Raw genomic sequence first — 24,444 nt, forward strand, 5'->3', positions numbered from 1 at the left:
TTAGTTGATTAAGTGCGCTTTCTGTAGGAGCGCATACAGCACCATCGCCGCCGCTTCACGTGTCGTTGCCCCACTTGGGTTAAACATTTGCTGCCCCGCTACGATTTGGCCTTTCATTAAGCCACTTTCGGTAACGGCCAGGATGCTCGCCTCGGCAAAACCGGCGAAGCTCTGTGCGTCACCGTAGGTGACATGCTTCGGCCCTTCAATGCCAGTGACATCGAGCAGCTTCAGCACCTTGGACAGGATCACCGCCAGCTCTTGGCGGGAGATATCGGCGTTCGGATGGAAGCTACCATCTCCATAGCCGTTCACAAGCCCAGCTTCTTGGACCGCTGCCACATCTTTCGCATACCAAGCCGTCGACGGTACATCGTGGAACGGAGCTTGCCCGGTTGGCGTAAGGCCAAGCGCACGAACGAGCATCGCTGCGAATTCTGCTCGCGTGACATGCTTCTTCGGTGAAAAGCTTGTCGCGGAAGTGCCATTCAGCAAAAACTTGCTTGCAAGCGTCTGAATCTGATTGTTCGCATACGAGGTGCCGATATCATTGAATGCCACCTTGTGAGATGCGGCTGCGTAAACAGAGAAGCCCGGCCGGTTCACGACTACTGTATACGTGCCGTCTGAATTGTGCGTGAATGTCGCGGGTACAGGCTCGACCTCACCATTTTCCAAGTACAGCACTCCTGCGGAGGCCGGGTTCAAGTCCCCGCTGACGATGAAGGAGCGTTTAACGAAATCCTGACCTTGCAAAGTGATCGGAACAGATTGTGAGCCAGTGACAACGAACACTTCGAAGGAGACAGGCGTCCCGATGACCGTTATCCCTGCATCTGCAATCATAAACGTGGAGTTCGACTCACTAGCTTCTTTCAAGACGATCTTGAGACTTGATCCAGCCGGGACCTGTTTTAATACCGAAACAGGAAGAGCGAGTGATGCTCCTTGTGTGCTGACGACAATCGTAGTCGCTTCATTCGCACCTTGAAGCGCCTGTAGCTGAGAAGGCGAAAGCATAAATTGAGCTTGCTGCCCCTCTGTTGTTGACTTCGAGATCACGATAGCAACCGGAGACTGACCTGCGCCCGTAATCGCGTCTGTCAGATCCTTATCTTCGATCGTAACGGTAACCGTGTTCCCATCGACCTTACTCTCCGGCGAGATCAGCACTTGAGCTTGGCCCTGGTTGATGACGCCAGGAATTGAGGTAATTGCAGAACCTGGCTGCTCTGTACTTCCAGAGCCGCCAGTTTCACCGCTCGTGCCGCCGCTTGTACCGCCACCTCCACCGCCACCTCCACCGCCTCCGGCTCCGCTACCGCCGGTATTAGCAAGGACCTTAAACTGATCCGTCGCCACGTCGGTTCCTTGCCCCACAACAACGGTATAGGTTCCGAGCGCTGCTGAGCTTAACAACGTGATTGCCTTAGAGAAGCGAGCATTCGTAACCGCCAGATCATCCAAGTATAGAACCGTATCATCAGGTGCGATAATCTTGACCACTACGTCCGCATAGCTTGAAGTGCCCGCGATTGTAATCGACTCGCCGACATGCTTATTCGTAATATCCACTAAAGTCAATTGAGGGTCGACAGGTGCCGGTATGACATTAGGAAGTGATTGTGCCGAAAGGGGGGCAGCGCTAGTAAGAAGCGCTGCGCCCGCTATTAAAGCGATCAGTTTCTTTCTCAAGTATCTCTACCTCGCTCTCCTTAGCCTTCCTGCTGATGCAGCTCTAACGTATTGCTCAAAAAGACAGGTACATTGCTGCTCGAATTATCAACTTCATCCACCACAAACACCTTCACCCAATATTGCGCACCGGAGACTTGGAATTGTGCAGTGAGATGGCTCGTGCCTGGCTCGCTCTTCGAGATGGCAATCATGCTGACCGGACTGTCACCCTTCATGAGCTGGAAGACGACAAATGCGCTGCTTTCCACAATATTGCCGCTCGGATTCTTAGCAACATCAACGCTGGCAACTAGCCCGCTCGATTTCGTAAGTGTTCCAGCTTGTACAATAAGCGGCCTTTCGGCCGGAGGGAACAACTGCACAGGGACGGTCACACTAGCCGCCATCGATGGATTGTTGCTGGAAGAGATACGAACAGTCAGATTAACCGTTATACTGCCATCTGCCGGGATACCCTCTAAGGACTCCAGAATACCGGAAGCGCTGATGTAATCTTGGTTATCCGAGCCTGTTACTTGATATACAATTCCTGGTGTATTTGGCAGTGTAAGAACAGCCACACCGAGTAGCGAGGTATTCGTAATACTCGGCACAAAGTGATCCTTCGCTTGCTGTACGATTTGGTCAACGAGTGGATCGGAGACAGCGAACGGTTTATAAGCGGAATAAAGTTCAGTTGTTAGATCAAAATTGCTGTCAAGTCCCGCCGCCAGTACCTCGATCTTGTATGTCCCAGGGGTTAGATGCTTCACAACAGGATTGCCATCGCCATCCACATTATCATCCGTATAGCTGCCGTCAATCGTGATCATCTTGGTACCCGGAGCAATTGGCTTGAGATTACCGTTGCCATCTAATTCACCAAGAACGCTTATGTTCCCGATGTATTGATCATCAAGGCCGTACACATTGATTTCCATATAGTTCACATCAGTGGCAGTCAAATCAAAGGAAAGGTCTGTCGAGTCTTCCACTTCGTCACCGTCTGGCGAGATAATCGTATTCGATAATTGCAAATTTTGAATGCCAAAGCCTGTAGCTTCCTGCTCCGTACCAACATGAACCGAGAACGGAATATGAAGCGTCGGGTTACCGTCACTTTCAAGGCGAACCTCCCCTTCATAGACGCCCGGAGCTGCCGTAGCAGTTGGTTTAACCTGCAGTGCAAATTGTTCTACAGAGTGTCCTTCTGCCGTGATCGTGCCGTTATCCAGCAGGAGGAATTGTCTCTGAATATCGTCGACATTCGGAGTTGCAGTGGGATTGGACGGATCAGAAGTAACGTTTGGATGCATCACGATAGAGGCTGTATATGTGACTTCAGTGTCGCCCGTATTTTTCAGTTGCAGGAACTCCAGCTTCGCATCCTCCCCTGGCGCCATAAGCCCGAAGCTCGCATTGTCGTTATAATTCGTCACTTGCTGCGGCTGCAGGTTTTTATCCAAAATCGTAAGCGGATCAATCGTCTGCAGCAGCGCATCCGTCTGAATCGCATTCACGACATTGGCACGTCCCGCCCCCTGCGAGTAGACATCATATCGCACGCCATTCTCATCCAAAATTTCATCAGCGGTATTCGCCAGTGCTGCACGAATATCGAAAGGCGTCCAATTCGGATGCGCCTGCTTAATAAGCAACGCAAGACCCGCGACATGCGGTGTTGCCATCGAAGTACCAGAAATTCGGTTGTAGGCTTGGTCATAAGAAGCTGTCGGATCAAATTTCTTGTACGCTGGCCATGTCGACATAATGTTGACGCCTGGCGCTACAACGTCCGGCTTAATGCCAAAGCTGCCATCGGATGCTGGGCCGCGAGACGAGAAGTCTGCCATATGATCGCCCGGAATGACTGTCTGCGGATAGTCGGGACCGAATGTAAAAGTCAGCTGAGTCTCTGGATTAGCTTCTACTGCTCTAGCCAGCGCTCGCCCAGCTTGTCCTTCCATGTCAAAGCTCGGTATGAAGTCATAGCTATCGCCGAGATAGACATCAATTGCTCCGTCTCTGCCAGGGATGGAGTCGGATAAATCCGGAATCGCACTTTCACCCGTGCCAATAGAAACGCCATTGAAGATAACAGCCGCTTTCGCGCCTGCATGCTTCGCATTTGCGATTTTATCTACGAAAGCAAGGTCTCCTCGAGAGATAAAGGCAATCTTACCTGTTAAGTCTTTGCCTTCAAAATCAGACTCTTTACCGATGCCAACATATACGCCTTCAATCGGCTCTGATCCGATTAAGTCGGCAAACTTACTGTCTTGGCCGACGGACCAGCCCATTACATGCAAAGGATACGAAAGCTCGGAGTCAAATGAACTTGTTACGGTTGCTGTGTAATGCTTCTCGGTGCTGGTGACAGCTCCAACCGAAATGGCGAGCTGCGAAGATGCGGGCGAGCCCATGGAGTAGTAGTAGTGGCCATCAGCGGCTGCATTCCCGTTGGCAATAACAGCTGTTACACCTGCGAGTACCGCATTATTGATTGCGATTGCATCTGGAGAGTTAGGATCTTTATCGGAGTCGGAGCCAAGCGATAAGTTGATAACGTCCATGCCGTCCTTCACGGCATGCTCGATACCGTCGATGACTTGAGCGGAGGAGCCGGAAGCTTGGCCTGTCGCCGGATCATAGCCAAGCACCTTATAAACATGGAGCTCTGACTTGTAGGCAATCCCCTTCTGTACAATGTCGGATGTCGGATTAGAGGCGCTGCCGGCAATTGTGCCCGATACGTGAGTACCGTGGCTGGTTCCAGCATGATCATCGGTTGGCCCTTCTTCGTACGGATCATCATCATTGAAATAAGAGTCATGCCCACCTACATAGTTCCTAGCCAAATCCGGATGCAAGTAATCGACACCGGTATCGATAACGCCAACCTTCATCCCGCTGCCGGTATAGCCCATCGCCCATGCTTGATCCACACCGACTTGAGCAATCGGGTCGATCTCGAAATTGAGCGGATTGCTAGCATCAGCTTCAAGATCAGGAATGGCGTGATAAGTACGGTTTTCATAGACGGAAACAACACCTGGAATTTGAGCAAGCGCGGAAATTTTGTTCGCTGGAATCGACACTTCCATGCCGTTCAGCACCGTGTTGAACTGATAATTGACGGTGAGGTTAATGCCTTTCGCTCTTGCGGCGTTAAGAACTGTTGACTGTTGTGTACTAATGGAGGATTCGGTCGATTCTGCGGTAAATGCGCGATTACCTTGGCTTGCAGCGAACCGTCCGACGGAGGTCGGCTGTGCGCTCAGCTGAACGATGACTTTCACTGTTGCACTTGAGGATAAATTCAATTTCGGAGAAATAAAGGCAGGCTTTAAAGCTTGGCTAGACAAGGACTGTGATTGCAGCTTCGGATGCAGCTGTGCGGCGATGTGCTTGTTCCCCACAGCGCCTAATGTGCTTGCTGCGCTGGCCGTGCCATGCAGCGGCGTCAAGGCAAGTGTGAGCGCAGCGGTCAAGGCGAGAGTTGCCGCTTGTTTCAACGTCTTCTTCAATACTTCCATCTCCTCATTCTTTAAAATTAACAAAGAATTCCGTGATGAAGACCATGATGTCAGAGGCGCTGCTTGTCCTGCCCATATGCGGTTGTAAAAGTCTCTAGTTGCTAGTGCAGATAACATAGCATTTTCCCACAGCTTCTTCTATAGCTTTCCGGTAAAGTTTCGCTAAAAAATTAAACTTATCTCTCAAATCCTGCATGCAGCACAAAAAACCTTGAATGGTGTCGAACCAATCAAGGTTACTATGTCACGTCCCGCGTCCTAGTCCTGCAGCATAAACCGATACCCAATCCCCGGCTCCGTCTCGATAAACTTCGGCCGCGTCGGATCCTCCTCCAGCTTCTTGCGGAGATGACCAATGTAGATGCGCAGGTAGTGGCTGTCGGATTCATGATGATGGCCGCCCCATACCTGCTGGAGCAGCTGACGCTGGGTCATCACTTTGCCAGCGTTTGATGCGAGCACCTTGAGCAGGTCGTACTCGGTAGGTGTCAGCTTGACCCGATTACCATCCAGCTCGACGAGCCGCTGCGCCAAATCGAGCTTTAAACCGCCGAACTGAAGAATCGGCTCATTCGCCGAGCTAGCCACATGCCGAAGCGCCACGCGAATGCGGGCGAGTAGCTCGCCCATACCGAACGGCTTCGTCATGTAATCGTCCGCGCCGCTGTCGAGCGCTGCGATTTTGTCGTCTTCCCGCTCCTTCGCCGTCAGCACGATGATCGGAACACGCGACCATTCACGCACCCGCCGCAGCACGTCCATGCCGGATATATCCGGCAGCCCCAGATCCAGCACAATAAGATCAGGATGAACGATGCTCGCCTGATAGACGCCTGTCTCCCCATTCACCGCTTCATGCACCTCGAAGTGATGCGCCTGCAGCGTCACCCGAAGCAGCTTCACAATTTGCGGTTCGTCATCAATGACTAAGATGCGCGCTCCGCTTCCGCCTGCCGCTGTCATACGCGTTCACCGCCTCCTCCTCCTCCTTCTTCTTCTTCTTCTTCTTCTACTTCTTCAGCCGTTACATAATGAATCGTCTGCCGATCCCCTATCGGAAGAGCGATGCGAATAACAGCGCCTCGACCGTTCGCTTGACTCGGTTCCGCGGCGGTAATCGTGCCACCATGCGCTTCCACAATACCTTTGCAGATCGCAAGCCCGAGCCCCGTTCCGGTCACATGACTCGTCGCACTGCCGCGGTAGAATTTCTCGAATATCAGCTCCCGCTCGCCCTCCGCGATACCAGACCCCTCATCAGCCACATTAATGATTACCTGCTGGCACGCCGCATCCTCATGCACCGCAACCACGATCTCGCTGCCATCAGGCGAGTATTTAATTGCATTGCTTAACACATTCACAAGCACCTGCTCAAGCAGCACCTCGTCCCCGGCAAAATAAGGCACGCGCTCCGGCAGATGAACAAGAATATGCCGCTGCTGCTGATAGCCCTTCACTTGCGCCAGCACAACGCCGAGCATATCTTCAATATCGCAAAGGCTCGAGCGCAGACGCAGCATGCCGCTCTCCAGCTTCACCATGCCGAGCAGATTCGTCACGAGCCGATTCATCCGCAGCGAGCCTTCGCGAATCGTAGCCAGCAGCTCTAGCCGATCTGCGGAGCTAAAGATCTGCTCCCCTTCAATGAGCCCCGTCGCGGAGCCAATGATCGTGGCAAGCGGCGTGCGCAGCTCATGCGACACCGAGTCGAGCAGAGCGGTCCGCAGCCGCTCCGACTCCGCAGTCAAATGCGCTAGCTTCGCTTCCTCGCCAAGCTTCACGCGGGCGATCGCGGTAGCCGTCAGGCTGCCGAACGCCTCAAGCAATCTTTTATTTTCCGCTGTGAATATCGCTTCCTGCTCGTTCTGTCCTAAGACTGCAAGCACGCCATACATCCGCTCCTCGGTACGAAGAGGTACATACAGCCCTGAATATTCCCGCAATGTGCCGGAGCCTTTGCCTGCCATCTCGCCATGCCCAAACACCCATCGCGCGATGACCATCTCGGACTCCCCGCTCCCCCATTCGGATGTACTCGAAGAGGTCGCCGTCAAGTGCAGCTCCCGCTCCCCACTGCCGCCAGGCAGATAGATCGCCACCTGCGCTGCATCCAGCGTCACCGACACTTGCTTGCACACATTCTCTAGCAGCGTCTGCAAATCCGATATCGCCGTCATCTGCCGGCTGAGCGTATACAGCGATGCCGTATGCGCTTCGCGCTGCCTTGCGTAACGAAGCTGCTGCTTCAGTCTCGCCGCGAGCGTCGCGGTCAGTGCCGCAACCGCTAAATAAACGAAGAAAGAGAATAAGTACCGCAAATCATCCACAGAGAAGCTGAAGAAGGGCGGCACGAAGAAGAAATCGAACGCCATGACGCTTATGGCTGCCGTATAGAATGAAGGCCCGATTCCCCAATAAACGGCGCTGAACAGCACCGGAAACAAGTACAGCAACACAATATTGACTCGGTCATAACCGAGCCCCACCGCATGCAGCATCGCAGTAAGCAGCACAACGACAACCGTAACAACCGCATACGGCATCCATGGCAGCACGCCATGCGCTCCATGACCTTTTGCTCGCGCTGCTTCCATTCTCATCACATCCCACACCCCAGCTATACCATCCATTCTATTATAGAGCGACAAACGAATCAAAATCAGCTACGATCAGCACATCCATATGTCGCGTCCGCCGAATCAGCCTATTCACGACCGAGCCTTGTGCGAGCCGCTCCCATAGCGTCTGCTTTGAGGCGCCAATAACAAGCTGTGTCGCACCGAGCTCCTCCGCCCGAGCCGCCAGCACCTGCGCGATCTGTCTAGCTCCGCCCAGCGTCTGATGAACGATAAATTTGCCGCCTAATCGCACGGTAAGCTTCTCAAGTGCTTCAATTCGCTGCTTCATCTCAGCGGACATATCCGCTTCACATTGCACATAGTTCACATACCACGCCGCCTTCAGCCTGTAGGCCATGCGAAATCCGCGCCGAATCAGCCGTTCGGCATGCGGCGTGCTGTTCACGCCTATAAAGATCACCTCTTGCCGTCGCCACGGGCCGCGCAGCGAGCTGGTCCGCTCCACCGATTCCAGCCGTTCGTCGACATCATCAGCGATTTCGCGAAGCGCAAGCTCACGCAGCGCAATGAGATTGCCTGTCTTGAAGAAGTTGCTCAGCGCTTGATCGACCTTTGTCATCGCATAGATTTTGCCTTCCCGCATCCGTCTTTGCAGTGCTTCGGGCGCTACGTCAATCAGCTGCACCTCATCGGCAAGCTGAAGAATATGATCCGGCACCGTCTCGCGAACCCGAATCCCTGTCATTTGCTCCACGGCATCGTTCAAGCTCTCCAAATGCTGCACATTCACGGTCGTGATAACGGATATCCCTGCTTCGAGAATGTCCAGTACATCCTCATATCTTTTCTTGTTCTTGCTTCCTGGTACATTCGTATGCGCAAGCTCATCGACGAGTACGACTTCCGGAGCGCTCCGAATGATCGCCTCCGTATCCATCTCCTCAAGCTGAACCCCTTGATAGTCGATCCGCTGCCGTGCAATGTGCGGCAAGCTCCCCATCTGCTCCCCTGTTTCCTGCCGGTTATGCGTCTCGAGCAGTCCGATCCGAACGTCGATGCCCTTCTTCAAGAGATCGTTTCCATCGCGAAGCATCATATACGTCTTGCCGACGCCAGGCGCTGCGCCGATATAAACCTTGAACTTGCCGCACCGCATATGGCGGGTGCGCTCCTCCACTTCTGCCGAGCTCAGGCGGCGGTATTGCTGCTTATCCTTCTTCGAGGAGGACAACTGCACAGGCAGTACACGCCTGCCCTCTTGCGCGGCAGAATTGGCAACGAGGAACACGTCCATATTTCGTGTCACGCTCAGCACCTTATTAACGACAGACCCTTGCCACAGCTCCTGCCATCTCGTCTGTTTGGAATGCCCCATTACCATTCGGGTGACATGGTGCTGCACAGCATACTTCACCAACGTATGAGGAATTCGCCTACGGCCAGGAAAAGGCAGCTCCTCGAACCCGCCCCCAACCTTCTCCACGAGCTTCACCATACTTCTGCGAAAAGCCGATTCTTCCTTCGAAAGCGACCGTTTGAAGTCACGATAGGTTACGACAAGTAAATCACCATTTAGCCGTTTTGCAATCTGCTGCCCTCGCCTCACATAAATTGAGCCGTTCCAATGATATTGCGTCGTTACAAGAATACGCTCCGCTGAGCCGGACGGACCGAGCAGCCCCATCTCTTCGCGATGCTCGTTCAGCGACACATGCACATCCTCCGCCACAAGCCGCAGCGCCAGCTCGCGCAGCACGCCAAGATTGCCGCGCATGAATACAGCCCCATCCTTATTGCCGCGAAGATGCCCCTCCGCCAGCCGGTTCAAGATCGTCTCCGGTGTCACGTCGATGAGACGCACCTCATCCGCCAGCTCCAGCGTATCTGCAGGAAGCGTGCACTCCGGCTCAATCCCGGTCAGCTTGTGCGCAAGCTCCGTATAACCCTCCAGCTCATACACATTTACAGTTGTCATGACGCTAATATGATGAGCGAGCAGAAACTGGATATCTTCAAGCCGCGTCTCGAATCTGGCGTCCGGCCGATTCTGATGCGCCAGCGCATCAACAAGAACAACCTCCGGATTACGCTCCAGCAATGAATCAAGGTTCAGATCCTTCTGTTCCACGCCATCCTGGAACCAGTGAATGCTTGGTACCCGCTCCAGATCACCAAGCTGCTCCACGGTCTCGGGTCTTTGCAGTGTGGACACCGCGCAGATGACAACATCAACCCCTTGCTGCCGCAGCGCCTGCCCTTCGCGCAGCATATGATAGGTCTTGCCCGATCCGCTCACTGGACCGATATATACCTTCAGCGTGCCTCGATGAAGCTTCGAAATCGATAACAGAATTTCCTCCGGTGTTTTTCGTTTAAAGCTGTCCAATGTCCCCAGCTCCTCTCCCATGAGAATAAACCGCGAAAGCCACCCCCATTAACATGGAGGCGGCCGCATCATTACAGTTTCAATTGTTTCATTAGCTCCATATTGATTTCCAGCACGTTCACGCGCGGCTCGCCGAACACGCCAAGCTGCCTGCTCTTGGTGCTGGAATCGACCAGCTCGTTCAATTGCTGCTCGCTAATGCCTGTCGCCTTGCTGATTCGCGGCACTTGCGCCATCGCTGCTTCTGGCGATAGGTCCGGATCGAAGCCGGAGCCAGACACGGTAACGAGGTCCGCCGGAATATCAGTCAAATTCGGATTTTCTTTACGTAGCGCGTCAATTTTCTCTTTCATCTCTTTCACATATTCCGGGCTGGCGATCATCATGTTAGAGCCAGCAGAAGCAGTCGGATCATACTTTGCATTCGAGGCTCTCGGATGGAACAGCTTCGGCGACTGGAAGTCCTGCGCAATTAGCTCTGAACCGACTGCCGTCCCGTTTACTTGGGCGAGACTTCCCTTCGCCTGCTTTGGAAACAGCACGCCGGCAGCGCCGGTCGTAACAAGCGGGTATAGCAATCCGCATATCAGCATTAGCACAACGGACACCCGAATAGCGGTTAGTGTTGATTTCATAGACATTCGTTCCCCTTCCTATACCAGACTGAGCCCATGGAGGATAAGGTCAATCAATTTAATTCCGACGAACGGCACGAGCACTCCGCCGACTCCGTACAGAAGCACATTGCGGGTAAGCAGGCTGTCGGCCGTTGATGCACGGTACTTAACGCCCCTCATCGCAATCGGAATGAGCAGAGGGATAATAATCGCATTGAAAATCAGTGCAGATAGGATGGCCGACTTCGGCGAGGCTAGATGCATAATGTTCATCGCCTGCAGCTGAGGCATGGCTAGTATAAACATCGCCGGAATAATGGCGAAATATTTGGCGATATCGTTCGCAATCGAGAAGGTTGTCAACGCGCCGCGTGTAATGAGCAGCTGCTTGCCGATGGAAACGACAGATAACAATTTGGTTGGATCCGAGTCCAGATCGATCATATTCGCTGCCTCTTTCGCTGCCATCGTACCCGAGTTCATCGCAAGTCCAACATCGGCTTGTGCCAGAGCCGGCGCATCGTTTGTTCCGTCGCCGGTCATCGCCACAAGCTTGCCCTCCTGCTGCTCCTTCTTGATCGCAGCAATCTTGTCCTCAGGCTTCGCCTCAGCGATGAAGTCGTCGACTCCCGCTTCCAGCGCAATCGTCGCTGCGGTTAGCGGATTATCTCCGGTACACATGATTGTCTTAATGCCCATCGCGCGCATTTCGGCGAAACGCTCCTTAAGCCCCGGCTTCACCGTATCCTTCAAGTAGATAACGCCTAAGATCCGGTTGCCGGTCGCAGCTGCCAGCGGTGTGCCACCAGCTCTTGCAATGCGATTCGTGATTTCTTCCAAATCGCTCGGAATGGAGCCGCCTCTAGCGGATACATATTTCTTGATGGCATCGACCGCTCCTTTGCGAATCTGCAAGCCGTTTGCCATATCTAATCCGGACATTCGAGTTTCAGCCGTAAACTCAACGATCTCAGCCGACGCATATTCTTTCTCATCCCACCATGCGCCTTGCTTGCTTGCAAGCTCAACGATTGAGCGGCCTTCCGGCGTCTCGTCCTTAACAGAGGACTGCAGCGCGAGCATCGTTGCTTCCTGAGCGGATACGCCTTTTACCGGAATAAATTCGGATGCCATCCGATTACCATAAGTTATTGTACCTGTCTTATCCAGAATAAGCGTATCAATATCGCCCGCTGCTTCGACGGCCTTCCCTGACATGGCCAGCACATTATATTGCGTAACCCGGTCCATCCCTGCGATGCCGATCGCGGACAGCAGCGCTCCGATCGTTGTCGGAATCAAACAAACGAGCAAGGCAATTAGCGTTGCGATGTCCAATTGGACGTTTAAGTAGCTGGCCATCGGTACCATGGTGACAATGACAATGATGAAGATCATCGTCAGCACGGCGAGCAATGTTGTGAGCGCAATTTCATTCGGCGTCTTCTGCCGTTTAGCGCCTTCAACGAGTGATATCATCCGATCCAAGAACGACTCGCCGGGATCAGTCATCACTTTCATAATAATATAGTCAGAAGCGACTCTCATCCCGCCGGTTACGGAGGAGAAATCTCCCCCGGCTTCCTTGATAACAGGAGCGGATTCGCCTGTAATGGCGGATTCGTCAATGGAAGCAAGCCCTTCAATAATTTCACCGTCCGTCGGAATCAGCTCTCCAGCATCTACACGGACGATGTCGCCCTTCTTCAGCTGCGTTGAAGGAACTTGCTTGATGGAGCCGTCCTTGTTCAATACGTTCGCCATCGTTTCCGACTTCGTGCGCCGAAGCGTATCCGCTTGCGCCTTGCCGCGTCCTTCCGCCACCGCTTCAGCGAAGTTTCCAAACAGCACCGTAAAGAGAAGGATGAAGAAAACAGCAATGTCATATCCCCGACCAACTTGGTCCGTGCCGAACAAGTCCGGCGCGATGGACAACAGCAAGGTGATTACCGTACCAACCTCTACGATAAACATGACCGGATTCTTGATCATGACTGCCGGATTCAGCTTCTTAAATGCATCTATAACTGCCTGTGAGGCAATTTCTTTCGTTATTAATTTTTTTTTACGTGTAGACATCTTGATCCTCCTCAGTCCTCAGGGGCTTTGCTTTAGCAAAACGGCTTCCTTAGCTTCGACTTGGTTTATTTCGGCATCGCCAGATGCTCGGCAATCGGTCCGAGTGCAAGCGCCGGGAAGAACGTGAGCGCTCCGATGACGAGAATGATCATAATTAGAATGCCTGTAAACAGCGGCGTATTCGTACGCAGCGTCCCAGTCGTTACAGGCACAACCCGTTTCACTGCAAGTGAACCGGCAATCGCAATCAACGCAATGATCGAGATGTATCTTCCGAACAGCATTACAAGGCCAATGCCGATATTATAGAAGTCCGTATTTGCATTCAGTCCACCGAACGCGGAACCGTTGTTCGCAGCACCGGATGTGAAGGCATAGAGCACTTCGGATAAACCATGCGTACCGCCGTTGCTAATGGAGGCAGTCGCTCCCGGTGTCGCTAACGCCAGAGCGGTAGGCGCAAGGATAATGAAAGGATGAATCAGCAGCGCAATAGCGGCCAGCTTCACTTCTTTCCCCTCAATCTTCTTGCCGAGAAATTCAGGCGTACGTCCAACCATCAATCCGCAAATAAATACGGATAAGATGAGATACAATAACCCATTAAGGAGTCCGACGCCTTTGCCGCCGTACACGTTGTTCAGCATCATTTCCGCCAATGCAACGAAGCCGCCCATAGGTGTTAACGATTCATGCATGTTGTTCACAGACCCGGTTGTAGCAGCAGTGGTCACCGCCGTAAACAATGTAGACTCCGACATACCGAACCGGACTTCCTTACCTTCCATATTGCCATGCAGACCTGCCGCATCTAGCGCCGGTACTCCACGGTACTCCGATACAAATACAACGGAGAGCATAACAAGGAAGATTAAGCCCATAGCCGCAAATACAGCCCAGCCTTGCTTCTTGTTTTTGACCATTATTCCAAACGCATAAACAAGAGCAGTAGGCAGCAGCATCATACATATGATGTGAACCATGTTGGCGAGCGGTGTTGGATTCTCAAACGGATGTGCCGAGTTCGTGCCAAACCAGCCTCCGCCGTTCGTTCCGATATGCTTGATCGATTCAAGTGAAGCGACAAGACCTCTTGTTATCGTTTGCTGCGCCCCTTCTAGTGTGGTCACATTCACGGCACCTTGGAACGTCTGTGGAATGCCTTGGAACACAAGGAACAGAGCAACTAGGAAACTGAGCGGCAGAAAGATCCGCGTCAGGCTGCGAATGAGATCGACATAGAAATTCCCAAGGTTGTCCTGACGGCCGACTAATCCGCGAATGAATGCAATCGCGACCGCAAAGCCGGTTGCCGCCGAAGTGAACATCGGGAAGGTAACTGACAGCATTTGAGATAAATACGATAAACCATTTTCACCTGAATACGACTGCCAGTTTGTATTGGTGATGAAGGATGCGGCCGTATTGAAGGCTTGCGCCGCGCCCATATTGCCAATCCCGTCCGGATTGAGGGGCAGATGGCCTTGGAACCTTAGCACAAGATACATCAGGATCAGCATGACAAAGTTGCTCAGCAGAACGGCTCCAATATACTTTTTCCAGCCCATCGTTTCATCTTCGCGAATGCCCATTACACGATACAGCATTCGTTCTGGCAGACCGAATACCCGGTCCAGCCACGTTTTCTCTCTCCCAAACACGCTAACCAAATATCGGCCCACCGGCTTAACCAACAATATAATGATGATAAGCGTCAGGGCTACTTGAATAAATCCCATCCCCATATGTCGAATCCTCCGCTATACGTTTTAGAATTTTTCCGGTTTGACTAGTACAAACCCTAGATATATCAGTAATAAGGCCGCAATGATTCCAACTACGGTCATCTCGCTCTTAACCTCCTTAAGCCTTCTCGCAGAACTTCATGAATCCCCAAAAAATCGCAAATGCCGCAATGAATATAAGCACCATCGTGACATCATTAGCCATACTCTTTCAACCCCAACTCTATATCGTGCTCATTTTCACATATGGCAACATGCATGAAGTAAACAGTCCATCTACGGATCTGCCATCACCCGAAACCACTTCCTATTCTCCCTCGCTGGTATAGCCAAATCTTATACCGGTTCGCTGTAAATACGGGGTAAAGAAACTAGAGGCTACGTGTAAAAAAAGTATAAAAATTGCTTCAAAACGCGACATACGCCTGGCTATGGTCGAACAAATAAGCTCTGTCCCAACCAATACCGCGATGCTCCATATGGATTAAAGCCGATTCGGCGAGCCAGACGCGATCGTCTCCCCACGTCTCCTGCTTGTGATGAATGAATGCCATACCTTCCTCGGCGGTCATTCCCTTCAGCCTCTGAAAGACGATAGCCCACTGGACAAAGTCCCCTCTCACTGCGCTGCACGGGACTGCGAATTCGCTACAGCCGCATGTCCCATTACTCGCCGTAATCGTGAACAAACCAAACATACATCCCCTATCCTCTCCATGGAATCTTCTCTCGCTAAGCTCCCTATCAAATCGGTATAGCTCAATAGCTGTAATTTTGCATGCTTGCACTCTTCCACTCCCCTATGCTCGAACGGTATTGCCAAATGTTAATATGATTTGCTGTAAAAACGGGGTAAAGAAAGGGAGTTCCGGTGTTAAAAAACGATAAAGAATATCGCTGTCTCTTCGGCCTCTCTATAACTTTCTTATCTATAGACAGCAAATGAAAGTAGAGCGTATGCTAGAGAGGTATCTCTAAAATCGATAATCCCCGACAACTTAAGGAGTGCGCCGCAATGTCTAACCGTACGAAGATGACTGCGATTTTCACAACGATTTTCGCCCTGCTCGCTTCTGTCATTGCGATTTCCGTCTATCAAACGAATGATCTTCGGAGAACAATACATAAAGTCGAAACGAATTGGATGCCTAGCATTGCGAAAATCACTATTTTGAAGGACGAATTCACGCAAGTACGCGTGGATCTGCACAAAATCCTGATCACGGGCGATAAAGCGGTGCAAGAACAGCTCGCTGAGTCGATCCGCAAAGAGCAAGACCAGTTCAAAACGGATTTGTTAGTTTATTCTTACTTGAATAATTCCGATGTAGAAACAGCGATCTATCTGAACGTTGGCAAGTTCACGGATTCGTATTTCAAGACGGGATTGCTTATCGTCGAAGCCGCTTTGTCAGGAGAGCATGACACCGGCCTCGCCCTGCTCGCCCAACTGTCGCCGACGCGCCAGCAAGCGGATGCAGCGCTCAACAAATGGGTCGACTACAACTTGAGTGGGACGCAGCGCGACGTTGAGAAATCAGCGAATCAACAATCGCTAAGCCAAAAGATGGTCATTCTAATCAGCTTGATTGCACTCATAACTGGCGCCATCTTCTTCCTCGTGAATCGTTCCATTCGCCGCCGGGCTAACCGCGATCTGTCGCTTGAGAAGGAGAAGGCGCAGCAATATCTCGATATCGTCGAGGTCATCATCGTCGCATACGACCCGGACGGTCGGATTACACGGATTAACCGAGAGGGCTGTCTCTTGCTGGAAAGCTCGGAGAAAGAATTGCTTGGACAGAATTGGTTCAGTAATGCCTTGTTTACTTTTGACGAGAATGAAGGCGCGATATCGACAATATCCGGTAAGAAAAGGTTTATTTCCTGGAACAACACCATCGTTCGCGACGAAGCTGGACAGATGATCGGTACGCTGAGGGCTGGGATGGATATCACCGAGCGGAAGCAAGCCGAAGAGGCGCTGCATCACTACAAGGAGCATCTGGAGGTACTTGTTGAGGAGCGGACGACGGAGCTTGAGAACAAGAACACGATGCTTGAGGAAGCAAAGGAAACAGCGGATACGGCGAATCGTGCGAAGAGTGAGTTCCTCGCCAACATGAGCCACGAGATCCGTACGCCGATGAACGCTGTCATTGGACTCAGCTATCTGCTTCAACAGACCGTGCTAACTGAGCAGCAGAAAGGCTATGTGGACAACACGATCATATCTGCAAAGAATCTCATTACGCTCATTAATGATGTGCTCGATTTCTCTAAGATCGAAGCGAACAAAGTCGTCATGGAGCAGATTGAGTTTGACCTGTACGAGGTGCTGAACCAAATCTCGAATTTGGTCAGCATTAAAGCATTCGACAAGGGGCTGAAGCTCCACTTCTCGATTCATCCTGACGTGCCGCAGATACTTGTAGGAGATCCTTTTAGACTCAATCAAATATTGCTCAACCTGTCTAATAATGCAGTTAAATTTACGGAAGAGGGTGAAGTGACGTTCGAGGTAGAGATGCTGCGTCAAGATAAGTACGGTGTTACACTCGCCTTTGCGGTTCGGGATACGGGCATCGGCATTTCGCGTGAGCAGCAGGACAAGCTGTTCCGTCAGTTCACGCAAGCCGACATGTCAACAACGCGCAAATACGGTGGAACCGGGCTTGGCCTTGTCATCAGCAAAAACCTCGTCGAGCTGATGGGCGGCTTCATCGAGGTGCAGAGCGAGCTTGGCGAAGGCAGCTGCTTCTCCTTCACCGCACAGTTTGGCCACAGCAATGGCAGAGCGCTCGCTTTGCAAGAGGTGGATGACGTTAAACTGAAGTATCTGCGTGTGCTGCTTGTCTGTGACAATATCGAGATGCAGCAGGTGCTGAAGAAGCAGCTGGAGCAGTTTCAGTGCGTCGTCGGCACAGCGGTATCCGAGGAGGATGCGTTCGAGCATATCGCGCGCAGCGGCCGCTATGACCTTGTCATTGTCGACTGGATGCTGCAGCATACCGTTGCCTTGCAGCTCGCGGAACGGATCAAGCTTGCGTTTGCTGCGCCGCTCCAAGTGATCGTACTGATCAGCGCATATCACGAGCCTGGCTTACTGCAGGTGGAGCAATCGCAGGCAGTCGAGAAGGTGCTGCACTATCCGATCAGCCAGTCTCAGCTGTACAACGAGATGGTCAATCTGTTCAGGCAGCATTTCCAGACGAAGCATCAGTCGTCGCAGCATACCAAGCAATCGGACAAATACACCGCCCTGCGCGGTACTCGCGTGCTGCTTGTAGAGGACAACGAGATTAATCAGCTCGTAGCCAAAGAAATTTTGCGTGAGATGGGCATTCACGTCGATGTCGCGGAGAACGGGCAGGAAGCAGTCGTTTGGGCAAAGCGTGAGCATTATGACGCCATTCTAATGGATCTGCAGATGCCTGTCATGGACGGCTTTGAGGCGACTCAGGCGATTCGAGGATTAGCGCAAGGCAAAGATACACCAATTATTGCGATGACCGCCGATGCCATGAAAGGCGTCAAGGAGCAAGTGCTTGACGCCGGCATGAATGCGTATATTACGAAGCCGTTCGATCCTATTCAGCTGTTCAGCATTTTGCAGCGTCTCATTCAGAACTATAAAACGAAGGAACCTGCGCATACCTAGTCGTAAAGCGCCGTATTCGGGGGCATGAATGCCTTTTGAATGACGGCGCTTTATCACATTAATAGGTCTTTAGAACCTGTAACTTTAGAACTAGTAAAATAGAGGGATTTAAGCCCTTTATGTCGAATAGTTAGACATAGCACATGTATGTACCGAAGGGAATTGTGATTGTCATGCGAGCAGCAACTGAAAGGGCTGAGCCTTCGAACGAGGCCGGATTTACCCTGGTCGAAATATTAACTTGCCTCGTCGTCATTGCTATTGCTGGACTTGCGATGACGGCTTTTTTTGTCCATGCGCTCACATATGCCAAAGGAAATCAGAACAAGACCGTTATGATCAATCTGGCGCGCAATACGCTGTTTTACATGCAGAAGCAGACTGACTTCGATGAGATGAATACCTATTTCAAGATCGGACAGCCGCTTGGTATCGGGGAGAAGCGCAAAGTCATTAATTCGGACGGGTGCCCGTCAGGGAGCAGCTTCTGTACGGATTATGCCGCGCTTGTTGCGGATCCGGGAACATTCGTCTATATTTTGAACCCGAAAATAAACGGCGTGCCTTATCGCGTCGCCATCAGCTGAATCTAACAGGCTCCAAAACCATTGGCTTAACCATCGATGAGACTGGCATCCGCTATGCCAGCTTGCGCAAGAAGAAAGCTTGGACGATCGACCGTTCAGGATTTCTCGCCTTTCCAGACGGCATCATCGTGGATGATCAGCTAGCGAATGCAGCAGGGATTCGTGGATCTTTTAAAAAATGGGTGCATAAGGAGAAGCTTACCGGCGCATCTGTTACGCTAGCTGTACCAACCTCGCAAATTATCGTACGCAAAATGCGCATTCCTTCAACGAACACCAAGGAGCTTCGGTATCTCATCGAACTGGAAGTCGAAACGACGCTTCATCTGCCTTTTGAGGAGCCGGTTTACGATTATTTGATCATGAGCAAGGACGAGGAAAGCACGCATGTTCTTATTTTCGCTGCTCCGCTCAAATTGATTCGCTCTGCGGTCGAGCTGCTTCAAGAAGCCCGTCTTCGTGTCAAAATGGTCTCCTTTCCCGCAGCCGCGCTCGCCAAATCGTTATTTACGCAGCAGGCGGAGAAGACGAGCGAAACGATGGTCATCCATCTCGGCGATATGGCCATGGAGATCTTCATGTTCCATGAGGGCAGCCCGATCTTTATGCGCACCATCTCACTGGGAGCTTGGCAGCCACGAGTCTGGTCAGTTGAGCCAGTTCCAGGTTGGCGAACTAACCGCTGAAATTTCCCGGATTCTTAACTTCTATCAGTTCGGACTCCACGAGGGAGCCTCGCGGATTACGAAAGCGATTGTAGCTGGCGCCCCAATCGTCAAACAAAGTCTCATCGCTGCTCTGCGTGAAACCCATCCGGACATTGACATGAACGATACAGCCTTCCATGCATTCGAGCCGAATATCTTCGCAGGCAGACAAGGCGCTTACTTACTGCCGGCCGGTCTTGCTTTGCCACGTAATCCGAGCTTTACGATTAACCTGCTGCCTCGCCGCGCAACGAGCGAATCCAAGAGATTCCCGGCAACAATAGTCGTTGCGATTATCATCTGGCTGCTTCTGACGGCATTGTCCAGCTATTCTTATCTGAATAATCGATCTGAAGAAGCGATTCAAACCGCACGAGTACAATCGCTGAACGATCAGATCGCGCTGCTGGAGAATGAACTCATCTCCGGAGCAGCAGGTAGCCAGTCGAACCCACTAAGAGAGATTAAAGCGATCAAGAGCAAGCAGCGGAACGTTGTGGCTATCGCACGTGAGCTTGATCAGAAATTGCCCGCTGGAGCAGTTAACCGAACGATCAGCTATTCCGAGCAAGGTCAAATCGCTCTCAGCACTAGCTTCCTGAAGCTAGCTGATTTGTCTCGTTACTTGTTTGATTTGCACCGCATGTCCTTTGCTGAAGATGCTGCCCTGCAAACGATGTCCCGCAGCGAGATCGTCGCTACATCTACAGGCAATGGAGGAGTTGCCGTAAACAAGCCATATACGGCTACATTCTCCATTAAGTTGAAGCAGCAGATGCCGAAGGAGGAGGAGACCGATGGAACAGCTAAATAAGAACCGTTCGCTCGCCGTGCTTCTCATCGCGCTGCTCTTTCTTCTCCTATTCGCGGCTTACACTTTTTTGATTAAGCCTTCTTCAGGCAGCGATTCAGAGCAACAAGCAGAAATCGAACGTCTCACCAGCCAGGCCGAGCTGCTTGGCAAGAAGGTCTCTGAGAATAAGCAAGCGAATAAGGCATACTCCGAAGCTAGTGTACAGAACGCGCTGCCCCTCTGGGATAACACCGAGCAGTTATTGCTCGATTTGCAGCGGATTGAGCAAGAGACAGGCACCGCAACCATTACAGCGACCTTTAATGCCGATACATTAGGAGAACAAACCGCCGGTAACACAGACAGCGCGACCCTAGATGGCACTAGCGACAGTACTAGCTCAGACGGTACCGCCACCACCGATAGCACCGGATCGGCTTCGCTTGGACCCAGTGTGAAGAAGCTTAAAGTTTCAGCCGTTATCAAAGGGCGTTACGCAGATGTACTTCGTTATGTGGAGAAGCTCCAGCGCATGCCGCGGCTCGTTACCGTGGAATCCTTCGATGCGGTAAAAGCAAGCACTGCTGACAAACCGATCTCGGCGAATATTACATTCACCGCCTACTTCGATCCATCATATAAACCGCTCGTCAAGCAGGTTATTTTGCCCTACTCGGATTGAACAAGAGCCGCGCCTACCACCGAATAGCTGGTAAACGCGGCTCTTTCACTGTAAAGCATGTATACCTGCTTCTACTGCTTGCCATAATAAACAAGGTTTCCCATTAAACAAAATTGGAGGAGAGTATTCATGTCCAAACCAGATAACCATGCATCCTCCATGCGGCTATTCGTCGCCGTTCCCTTACCAAGTGAAATCAAACAAGTGATATCTACATGGTCTTCCATTCTGCAGCAGCAACCACAATTTCAATTTCGCAAATGGGTTTATCCCGAAGATTTGCACATTACACTCCAATTTCTCGGAGACACACGATCAGATCGAATACCATATATTATCGATGGCTTACGTACTGCTGTCACCGAAATAACGCCGTTTCAAATTTGCATAGAATCACTCGGCACATTCGGTCGTCCAAATTTCCCGTCAGTGCTGTGGAGTGCAATAGGTGGCGAGGTAAATCAACTTCGCTTCTTGCAGGAGCAGGTCGTCTCTAAGCTTAGCCCGCTCGGCTTTGCGCCAGAAGAGCGTCCTTACCATCCTCATCTTACTCTAGCACGTAAATATAACAGCGAAGTACCTCTCTCTCCATCAACGCTTACACTTCACCAGGAACCGTCTTCAGCAGAAGGAAAGCCGTTGCAATGGCTATCAGACTCGATCGTCCTCTATGCCACTCACATGCATGAGCAGCCGATGTACGAAGCTGTAACGGTTGTTAGATATACTTAAAAAGAGCGCAGACCACTAAGGTCTGCGCTCTTTTTATTAAGACTGCGGTGTATAAGTGACGTTGTACGTAATAATCGTTGTCTTGCCATAAATGTTACTCGCTACGATTTTGAACGTATTCAAACCCGGTACCAAATCAACATTCATCGAGTTGGAATAAACCAGTTGATCATTCACATACACCTTCGGGTAGCTGTCGTTATCATCACTTGCCGTCCAAGTAAGTGTAATGCGGCTCGATGAGGTTGTCTCCGGCGCATACCCGAGCGTCAAACGAGGAGCGCTAGGTTCAAAAACAATCGTATGCGTCTCCTCGACCGATTTGCCGAAGCTGTTAGTCGCTTTGAACGTCAGCGTGTTCGTACCAGGCTCCAAGTCAATGCGAGTGCTGGATCCATACATTTGTTGATCGTTAATAAATACTTTCGGATAGCTGTCATTCGTGTCCGTCACACTCCACGAAACCGAGATCGAGCTCTGTGTCGTTGTTACCGAGATCGGATTGACGTTAAGTACCGGTCCACCTGTATTGAAGGTAATGGTTCTCGTAACCTCACTTGATTTACCTGAGCTATTAGTCGCCTTTACCGTAATCGTATTCAATCCTGGCGACAAATCAATGTTCGCACTCGAACCGTATACCTGCTGGTTATTAACGAACACCTTCGGATAGGAATCATTCTTATCTGATACAGTCCAGCTAATTGTTATGGAATCTTTGTCCGTCGTTGCAGGCAGCGAGTTAACTGTCAGTACAGGTGCACCGCTCATTAAAACAACAGTCTTCGTCACTTCTGTTGACTTGCCTAAGCTGTTGACTGCCTTAATTGTAAACGTATTTGTCCCTTCCTCCAAGTCAACCGTTACGCTCGTGCCATAGACCTGATCGCCGTTAAAGTAAACCTTTGGATAGGAATCATTCTTATCAGAAACAGTCCAGCTAACCGTGATCGTTGATTTGTCCGTAGTAGCCGGTACGTTAAGCACGTTCAAGGTTGGACCGCCGCTTTGGAAAGTAATATGCTTCGTAACGGTTGTTTCCTTGCCGAAGCTGTTCGTCGCTGTCACTTCGATCGTATTATCGCCTTCTTCAAGCTCTACGTTCATGGATGTTCCATACGTCCGCTCGTCATTCACCGTCACGACCGGATAATTATCGTTCTCATCCTTTACAGTCCACGTTACTGTGATCGTTTGTTTATCTGTCGTTTCAGGTACTCCCTTCACTTCAAGAGTAGGCGCACCTTTTTCATACTTCACCGTCTTCGTAACCGTTTGCGTTTTTCCGCCTGCCATGCGAGCAGTTACGGTATACGTATATACACCTTCTGCGTCCAGTGGGACTCCTACGCGGAACTGGCCTTGAACAACCTCAATTTCCTTGTTGTTCAGATAAACCTTAGCACCTTTCGTCACATCACCGCTAATATAGAAAGTTGACGTTGTTATAGTCTCTGGTGCATCAACATTCAATGTCAGCTGTGCTTGTGAGTCGCCCGCAGCGCCTTTGATGACGCGATACAACAGCGCCGCAGATTCTGCGCGAGTAACCGGCTTGTCCGGCATAAACGTTCCATCAGAGTATCCGCTGATCAGCTTCTTCTCGACTGCTAGAGCGACATAAGTTCTTACGTTAGGTGAGATGTTCTCTTCATCTCCGAAACGGTCCAGCACATCAGAGTTTTCGAGCTCATCGGGCTGATAGTTCAATGTCTTAACAAGCGCTACCGCAACATCTTCGCGTGTCGCCTTACCGGTAGGATCAAAGAACGCGCGACCTGAAGGAGGATAATAACCAGTCAAAAAGTCTTTAGCTGCCTCAACCGCTCCATAGGACCAACGGGATTTCGATACATCCGCAAATGTTTGCTCACTAGCAGCTGGAACATCGAGCATAAAAGCTCGTGTAATCAGGGAAGCGAACTCTTCGCGCGATACCGGATTGTTCGGTTTGAACGTGTTGTCTTTATAACCACCAACAACACCAAGCGCAGTCATGCTATCGATAGCGTCCTTCGCCCAGTAGGTATCACCGACGTCCTTGAACGTCTTCTCTGCATCTGCGTGAGCAGCCCCGGAAAATGAAAAAATGAGTATGAACAGCCATACAAATGAAATTGATGCGATTAACCTTCTTTTCATGCGACTTACCCTCCACGTCTCGACATATTAGTTACAATGGCTCACTCATTCTATCACAGAAGCACTATGAAACTATGTCGAACAATGTCGGTTATATGCTTTTTTTCAAGATAATACCACTAACGACCTAGTTCTGAAAGCAACAAAAAATCCTTGCCTAAGCAAGGATTGTAATTGAAGTAATATGCACTTATATGGAGCGGAAGACGGGAATCGAACCCGCGACCCTCGCCTTGGCAAGGCGATGCTCTACCGCTGAGCCACTTCCGCATATAAATGGTGCCGGCGATAGGAGTCGAACCCACGACCTACTGATTACAAGTCAGTTGCTCTACCAACTGAGCTACACCGGCATAGTATTGAGGTAATTAACACCCTGAAAACTGGATACGAACCTTTGCGAAGGTTTCTTACTTTAGCTGATTTCACTTATTTAGGATAAGCCCTCGACCGATTAGTATTCGTCAGCTGCACACGTTGCCGCGCTTCCACCTCGAACCTATCAACCTGATCGTCTT

At 51.1% G+C, this 24,444-nt stretch carries 17 protein-coding genes, 2 tRNA genes and 1 rRNA gene; 6 read left to right on the top strand and 14 right to left on the bottom strand.

Going from position 1 to position 24,444, the window contains the following annotated elements; all coding sequences use genetic code 11:
• From BMY11_RS27580 to BMY11_RS27625, 10 genes are all read right to left on the bottom strand, one after another.
• Positions 1–1,695, bottom strand: coding sequence for an S-layer homology domain-containing protein (locus BMY11_RS27580; RefSeq protein WP_090583527.1), 1,695 nt, complete (start codon positions 1,693–1,695; stop codon positions 1–3).
• A 20-nt stretch (positions 1,696–1,715) separates the two neighbouring features.
• Positions 1,716–5,213 carry a S8 family serine peptidase gene (locus BMY11_RS27585; protein WP_090583529.1) on the bottom strand — a complete coding sequence of 1,166 codons (3,498 nt, stop codon included), beginning with the start codon at positions 5,211–5,213 and terminating at the stop codon, positions 1,716–1,718.
• Positions 5,214–5,471: 258 nt separating this feature from the next.
• On the bottom strand, positions 5,472–6,176 hold the full coding sequence (locus BMY11_RS27590) for a response regulator (protein WP_090583531.1): 705 nt from the start codon (positions 6,174–6,176) through the stop codon (positions 5,472–5,474).
• Positions 6,173–7,816 (bottom strand): ATP-binding protein, encoded by a 1,644-nt coding sequence (locus BMY11_RS27595; RefSeq protein WP_256217805.1) that lies wholly within the window; start codon positions 7,814–7,816, stop codon positions 6,173–6,175. The genes BMY11_RS27590 and BMY11_RS27595 overlap by 4 nt, the downstream gene beginning before the upstream one ends.
• Positions 7,817–7,850: 34 nt before the next feature.
• Positions 7,851–10,181 carry a universal stress protein gene (locus tag BMY11_RS27600; protein ID WP_090583535.1) on the bottom strand — a complete coding sequence of 777 codons (2,331 nt, stop codon included), beginning with the start codon at positions 10,179–10,181 and terminating at the stop codon, positions 7,851–7,853.
• 71 nt (positions 10,182–10,252) lie between these two features.
• Positions 10,253–10,822 (bottom strand): potassium-transporting ATPase subunit KdpC, encoded by a 570-nt coding sequence (gene kdpC / locus BMY11_RS27605; protein WP_256217806.1) that lies wholly within the window; start codon positions 10,820–10,822, stop codon positions 10,253–10,255.
• Between the two features lie 12 nt (positions 10,823–10,834).
• A complete protein-coding gene (gene kdpB / locus BMY11_RS27610; protein WP_090583548.1) occupies positions 10,835–12,877 on the bottom strand; it encodes a potassium-transporting ATPase subunit KdpB in 2,043 nt (680 codons plus the stop codon).
• A gap of 65 nt (positions 12,878–12,942) precedes the next feature.
• The gene (kdpA, locus tag BMY11_RS27615) at positions 12,943–14,616 is read right to left on the bottom strand and encodes a potassium-transporting ATPase subunit KdpA (protein ID WP_090583573.1); all 1,674 of its coding nucleotides are present in this window, start codon (positions 14,614–14,616) and stop codon (positions 12,943–12,945) included.
• Between the two features lie 30 nt (positions 14,617–14,646).
• A complete protein-coding gene (locus BMY11_RS29825; RefSeq protein ID WP_090583574.1) occupies positions 14,647–14,724 on the bottom strand; it encodes a potassium-transporting ATPase subunit F in 78 nt (25 codons plus the stop codon).
• A 305-nt stretch (positions 14,725–15,029) separates the two neighbouring features.
• Entirely contained in the window at positions 15,030–15,320 is a 291-nt protein-coding gene (locus BMY11_RS27625; protein ID WP_143069361.1) for a hypothetical protein, read from the bottom strand.
• A gap of 317 nt (positions 15,321–15,637) precedes the next feature.
• On the opposite strand from BMY11_RS27625, the gene BMY11_RS27630 reads away from it, so the two are divergent.
• The 6 genes from BMY11_RS27630 (at position 15,638) to thpR (ending at position 21,784) form a co-directional block, all read left to right on the top strand.
• The gene (locus BMY11_RS27630; RefSeq protein WP_090583550.1) at positions 15,638–18,283 is read left to right on the top strand and encodes a response regulator; all 2,646 of its coding nucleotides are present in this window, start codon (positions 15,638–15,640) and stop codon (positions 18,281–18,283) included.
• 173 nt (positions 18,284–18,456) lie between these two features.
• Complete coding sequence (locus BMY11_RS27635; protein WP_177182855.1) at positions 18,457–18,870, top strand: type IV pilus modification PilV family protein; 414 nt, start codon at positions 18,457–18,459, stop codon at positions 18,868–18,870.
• Between the two features lie 32 nt (positions 18,871–18,902).
• A complete protein-coding gene (gene pilM, locus BMY11_RS27640; protein ID WP_256217808.1) occupies positions 18,903–19,556 on the top strand; it encodes a type IV pilus biogenesis protein PilM in 654 nt (217 codons plus the stop codon).
• Positions 19,522–20,391, top strand: a complete 870-nt coding sequence (locus tag BMY11_RS27645; protein WP_090583552.1) for a PilN domain-containing protein — start codon at positions 19,522–19,524, stop codon at positions 20,389–20,391. The genes pilM and BMY11_RS27645 overlap by 35 nt, the downstream gene beginning before the upstream one ends.
• Positions 20,375–21,052, top strand: coding sequence for a hypothetical protein (locus BMY11_RS27650; protein ID WP_090583553.1), 678 nt, complete (start codon positions 20,375–20,377; stop codon positions 21,050–21,052). The genes BMY11_RS27645 and BMY11_RS27650 overlap by 17 nt, the downstream gene beginning before the upstream one ends.
• A gap of 129 nt (positions 21,053–21,181) precedes the next feature.
• Complete coding sequence (gene thpR / locus BMY11_RS27655) at positions 21,182–21,784, top strand: RNA 2',3'-cyclic phosphodiesterase (RefSeq protein WP_090583554.1); 603 nt, start codon at positions 21,182–21,184, stop codon at positions 21,782–21,784.
• A gap of 36 nt (positions 21,785–21,820) precedes the next feature.
• On the opposite strand, the gene BMY11_RS27660 is transcribed toward thpR, so the two are convergent.
• From BMY11_RS27660 to BMY11_RS27675, 4 genes are all read right to left on the bottom strand, one after another.
• Positions 21,821–23,926, bottom strand: a complete 2,106-nt coding sequence (locus BMY11_RS27660; RefSeq protein WP_090583556.1) for an S-layer homology domain-containing protein — start codon at positions 23,924–23,926, stop codon at positions 21,821–21,823.
• A 195-nt stretch (positions 23,927–24,121) separates the two neighbouring features.
• Positions 24,122–24,196 (bottom strand) — tRNA-Gly (locus BMY11_RS27665).
• Positions 24,197–24,203: 7 nt separating this feature from the next.
• Positions 24,204–24,279, bottom strand: a tRNA-Thr gene (locus BMY11_RS27670).
• A gap of 81 nt (positions 24,280–24,360) precedes the next feature.
• Positions 24,361–24,444 (bottom strand): 23S ribosomal RNA (locus BMY11_RS27675); the annotation flags it as partial.

Source organism: Paenibacillus sp. OV219, from assembly GCF_900110075.1.
GTDB lineage: Bacteria > Bacillota > Bacilli > Paenibacillales > Paenibacillaceae > Paenibacillus_Z.

Bases quoted from the DNA above. Each gene is read 5' to 3' on its own strand.
- BMY11_RS27585 (WP_090583529.1), bottom strand. From the start codon at position 5,213: ATGGAAGTATTGAAGAAGACGTTGAAACAAGCGGCAACTCTCGCCTTG.
- BMY11_RS27590 (WP_090583531.1), bottom strand. From the start codon at position 6,176: ATGACAGCGGCAGGCGGAAGCGGAGCGCGCATCTTAGTCATTGATGAC.
- BMY11_RS27595 (WP_256217805.1), bottom strand. From the start codon at position 7,816: ATGAGAATGGAAGCAGCGCGAGCAAAAGGTCATGGAGCGCATGGCGTG.
- kdpC (WP_256217806.1), bottom strand. From the start codon at position 10,822: ATGTCTATGAAATCAACACTAACCGCTATTCGGGTGTCCGTTGTGCTA.
- kdpB (WP_090583548.1), bottom strand. From the start codon at position 12,877: ATGTCTACACGTAAAAAAAAATTAATAACGAAAGAAATTGCCTCACAG.
- kdpA (WP_090583573.1), bottom strand. From the start codon at position 14,616: ATGGGATTTATTCAAGTAGCCCTGACGCTTATCATCATTATATTGTTG.
- BMY11_RS29825 (WP_090583574.1), bottom strand. From the start codon at position 14,724: ATGACCGTAGTTGGAATCATTGCGGCCTTATTACTGATATATCTAGGG.
- BMY11_RS27625 (WP_143069361.1), bottom strand. From the start codon at position 15,320: ATGTTTGGTTTGTTCACGATTACGGCGAGTAATGGGACATGCGGCTGT.
- BMY11_RS27630 (WP_090583550.1), top strand. From the start codon at position 15,638: ATGTCTAACCGTACGAAGATGACTGCGATTTTCACAACGATTTTCGCC.
- BMY11_RS27635 (WP_177182855.1), top strand. From the start codon at position 18,457: ATGCGAGCAGCAACTGAAAGGGCTGAGCCTTCGAACGAGGCCGGATTT.
- BMY11_RS27650 (WP_090583553.1), top strand. From the start codon at position 20,375: ATGGAACAGCTAAATAAGAACCGTTCGCTCGCCGTGCTTCTCATCGCG.
- thpR (WP_090583554.1), top strand. From the start codon at position 21,182: ATGTCCAAACCAGATAACCATGCATCCTCCATGCGGCTATTCGTCGCC.
- BMY11_RS27660 (WP_090583556.1), bottom strand. From the start codon at position 23,926: ATGAAAAGAAGGTTAATCGCATCAATTTCATTTGTATGGCTGTTCATA.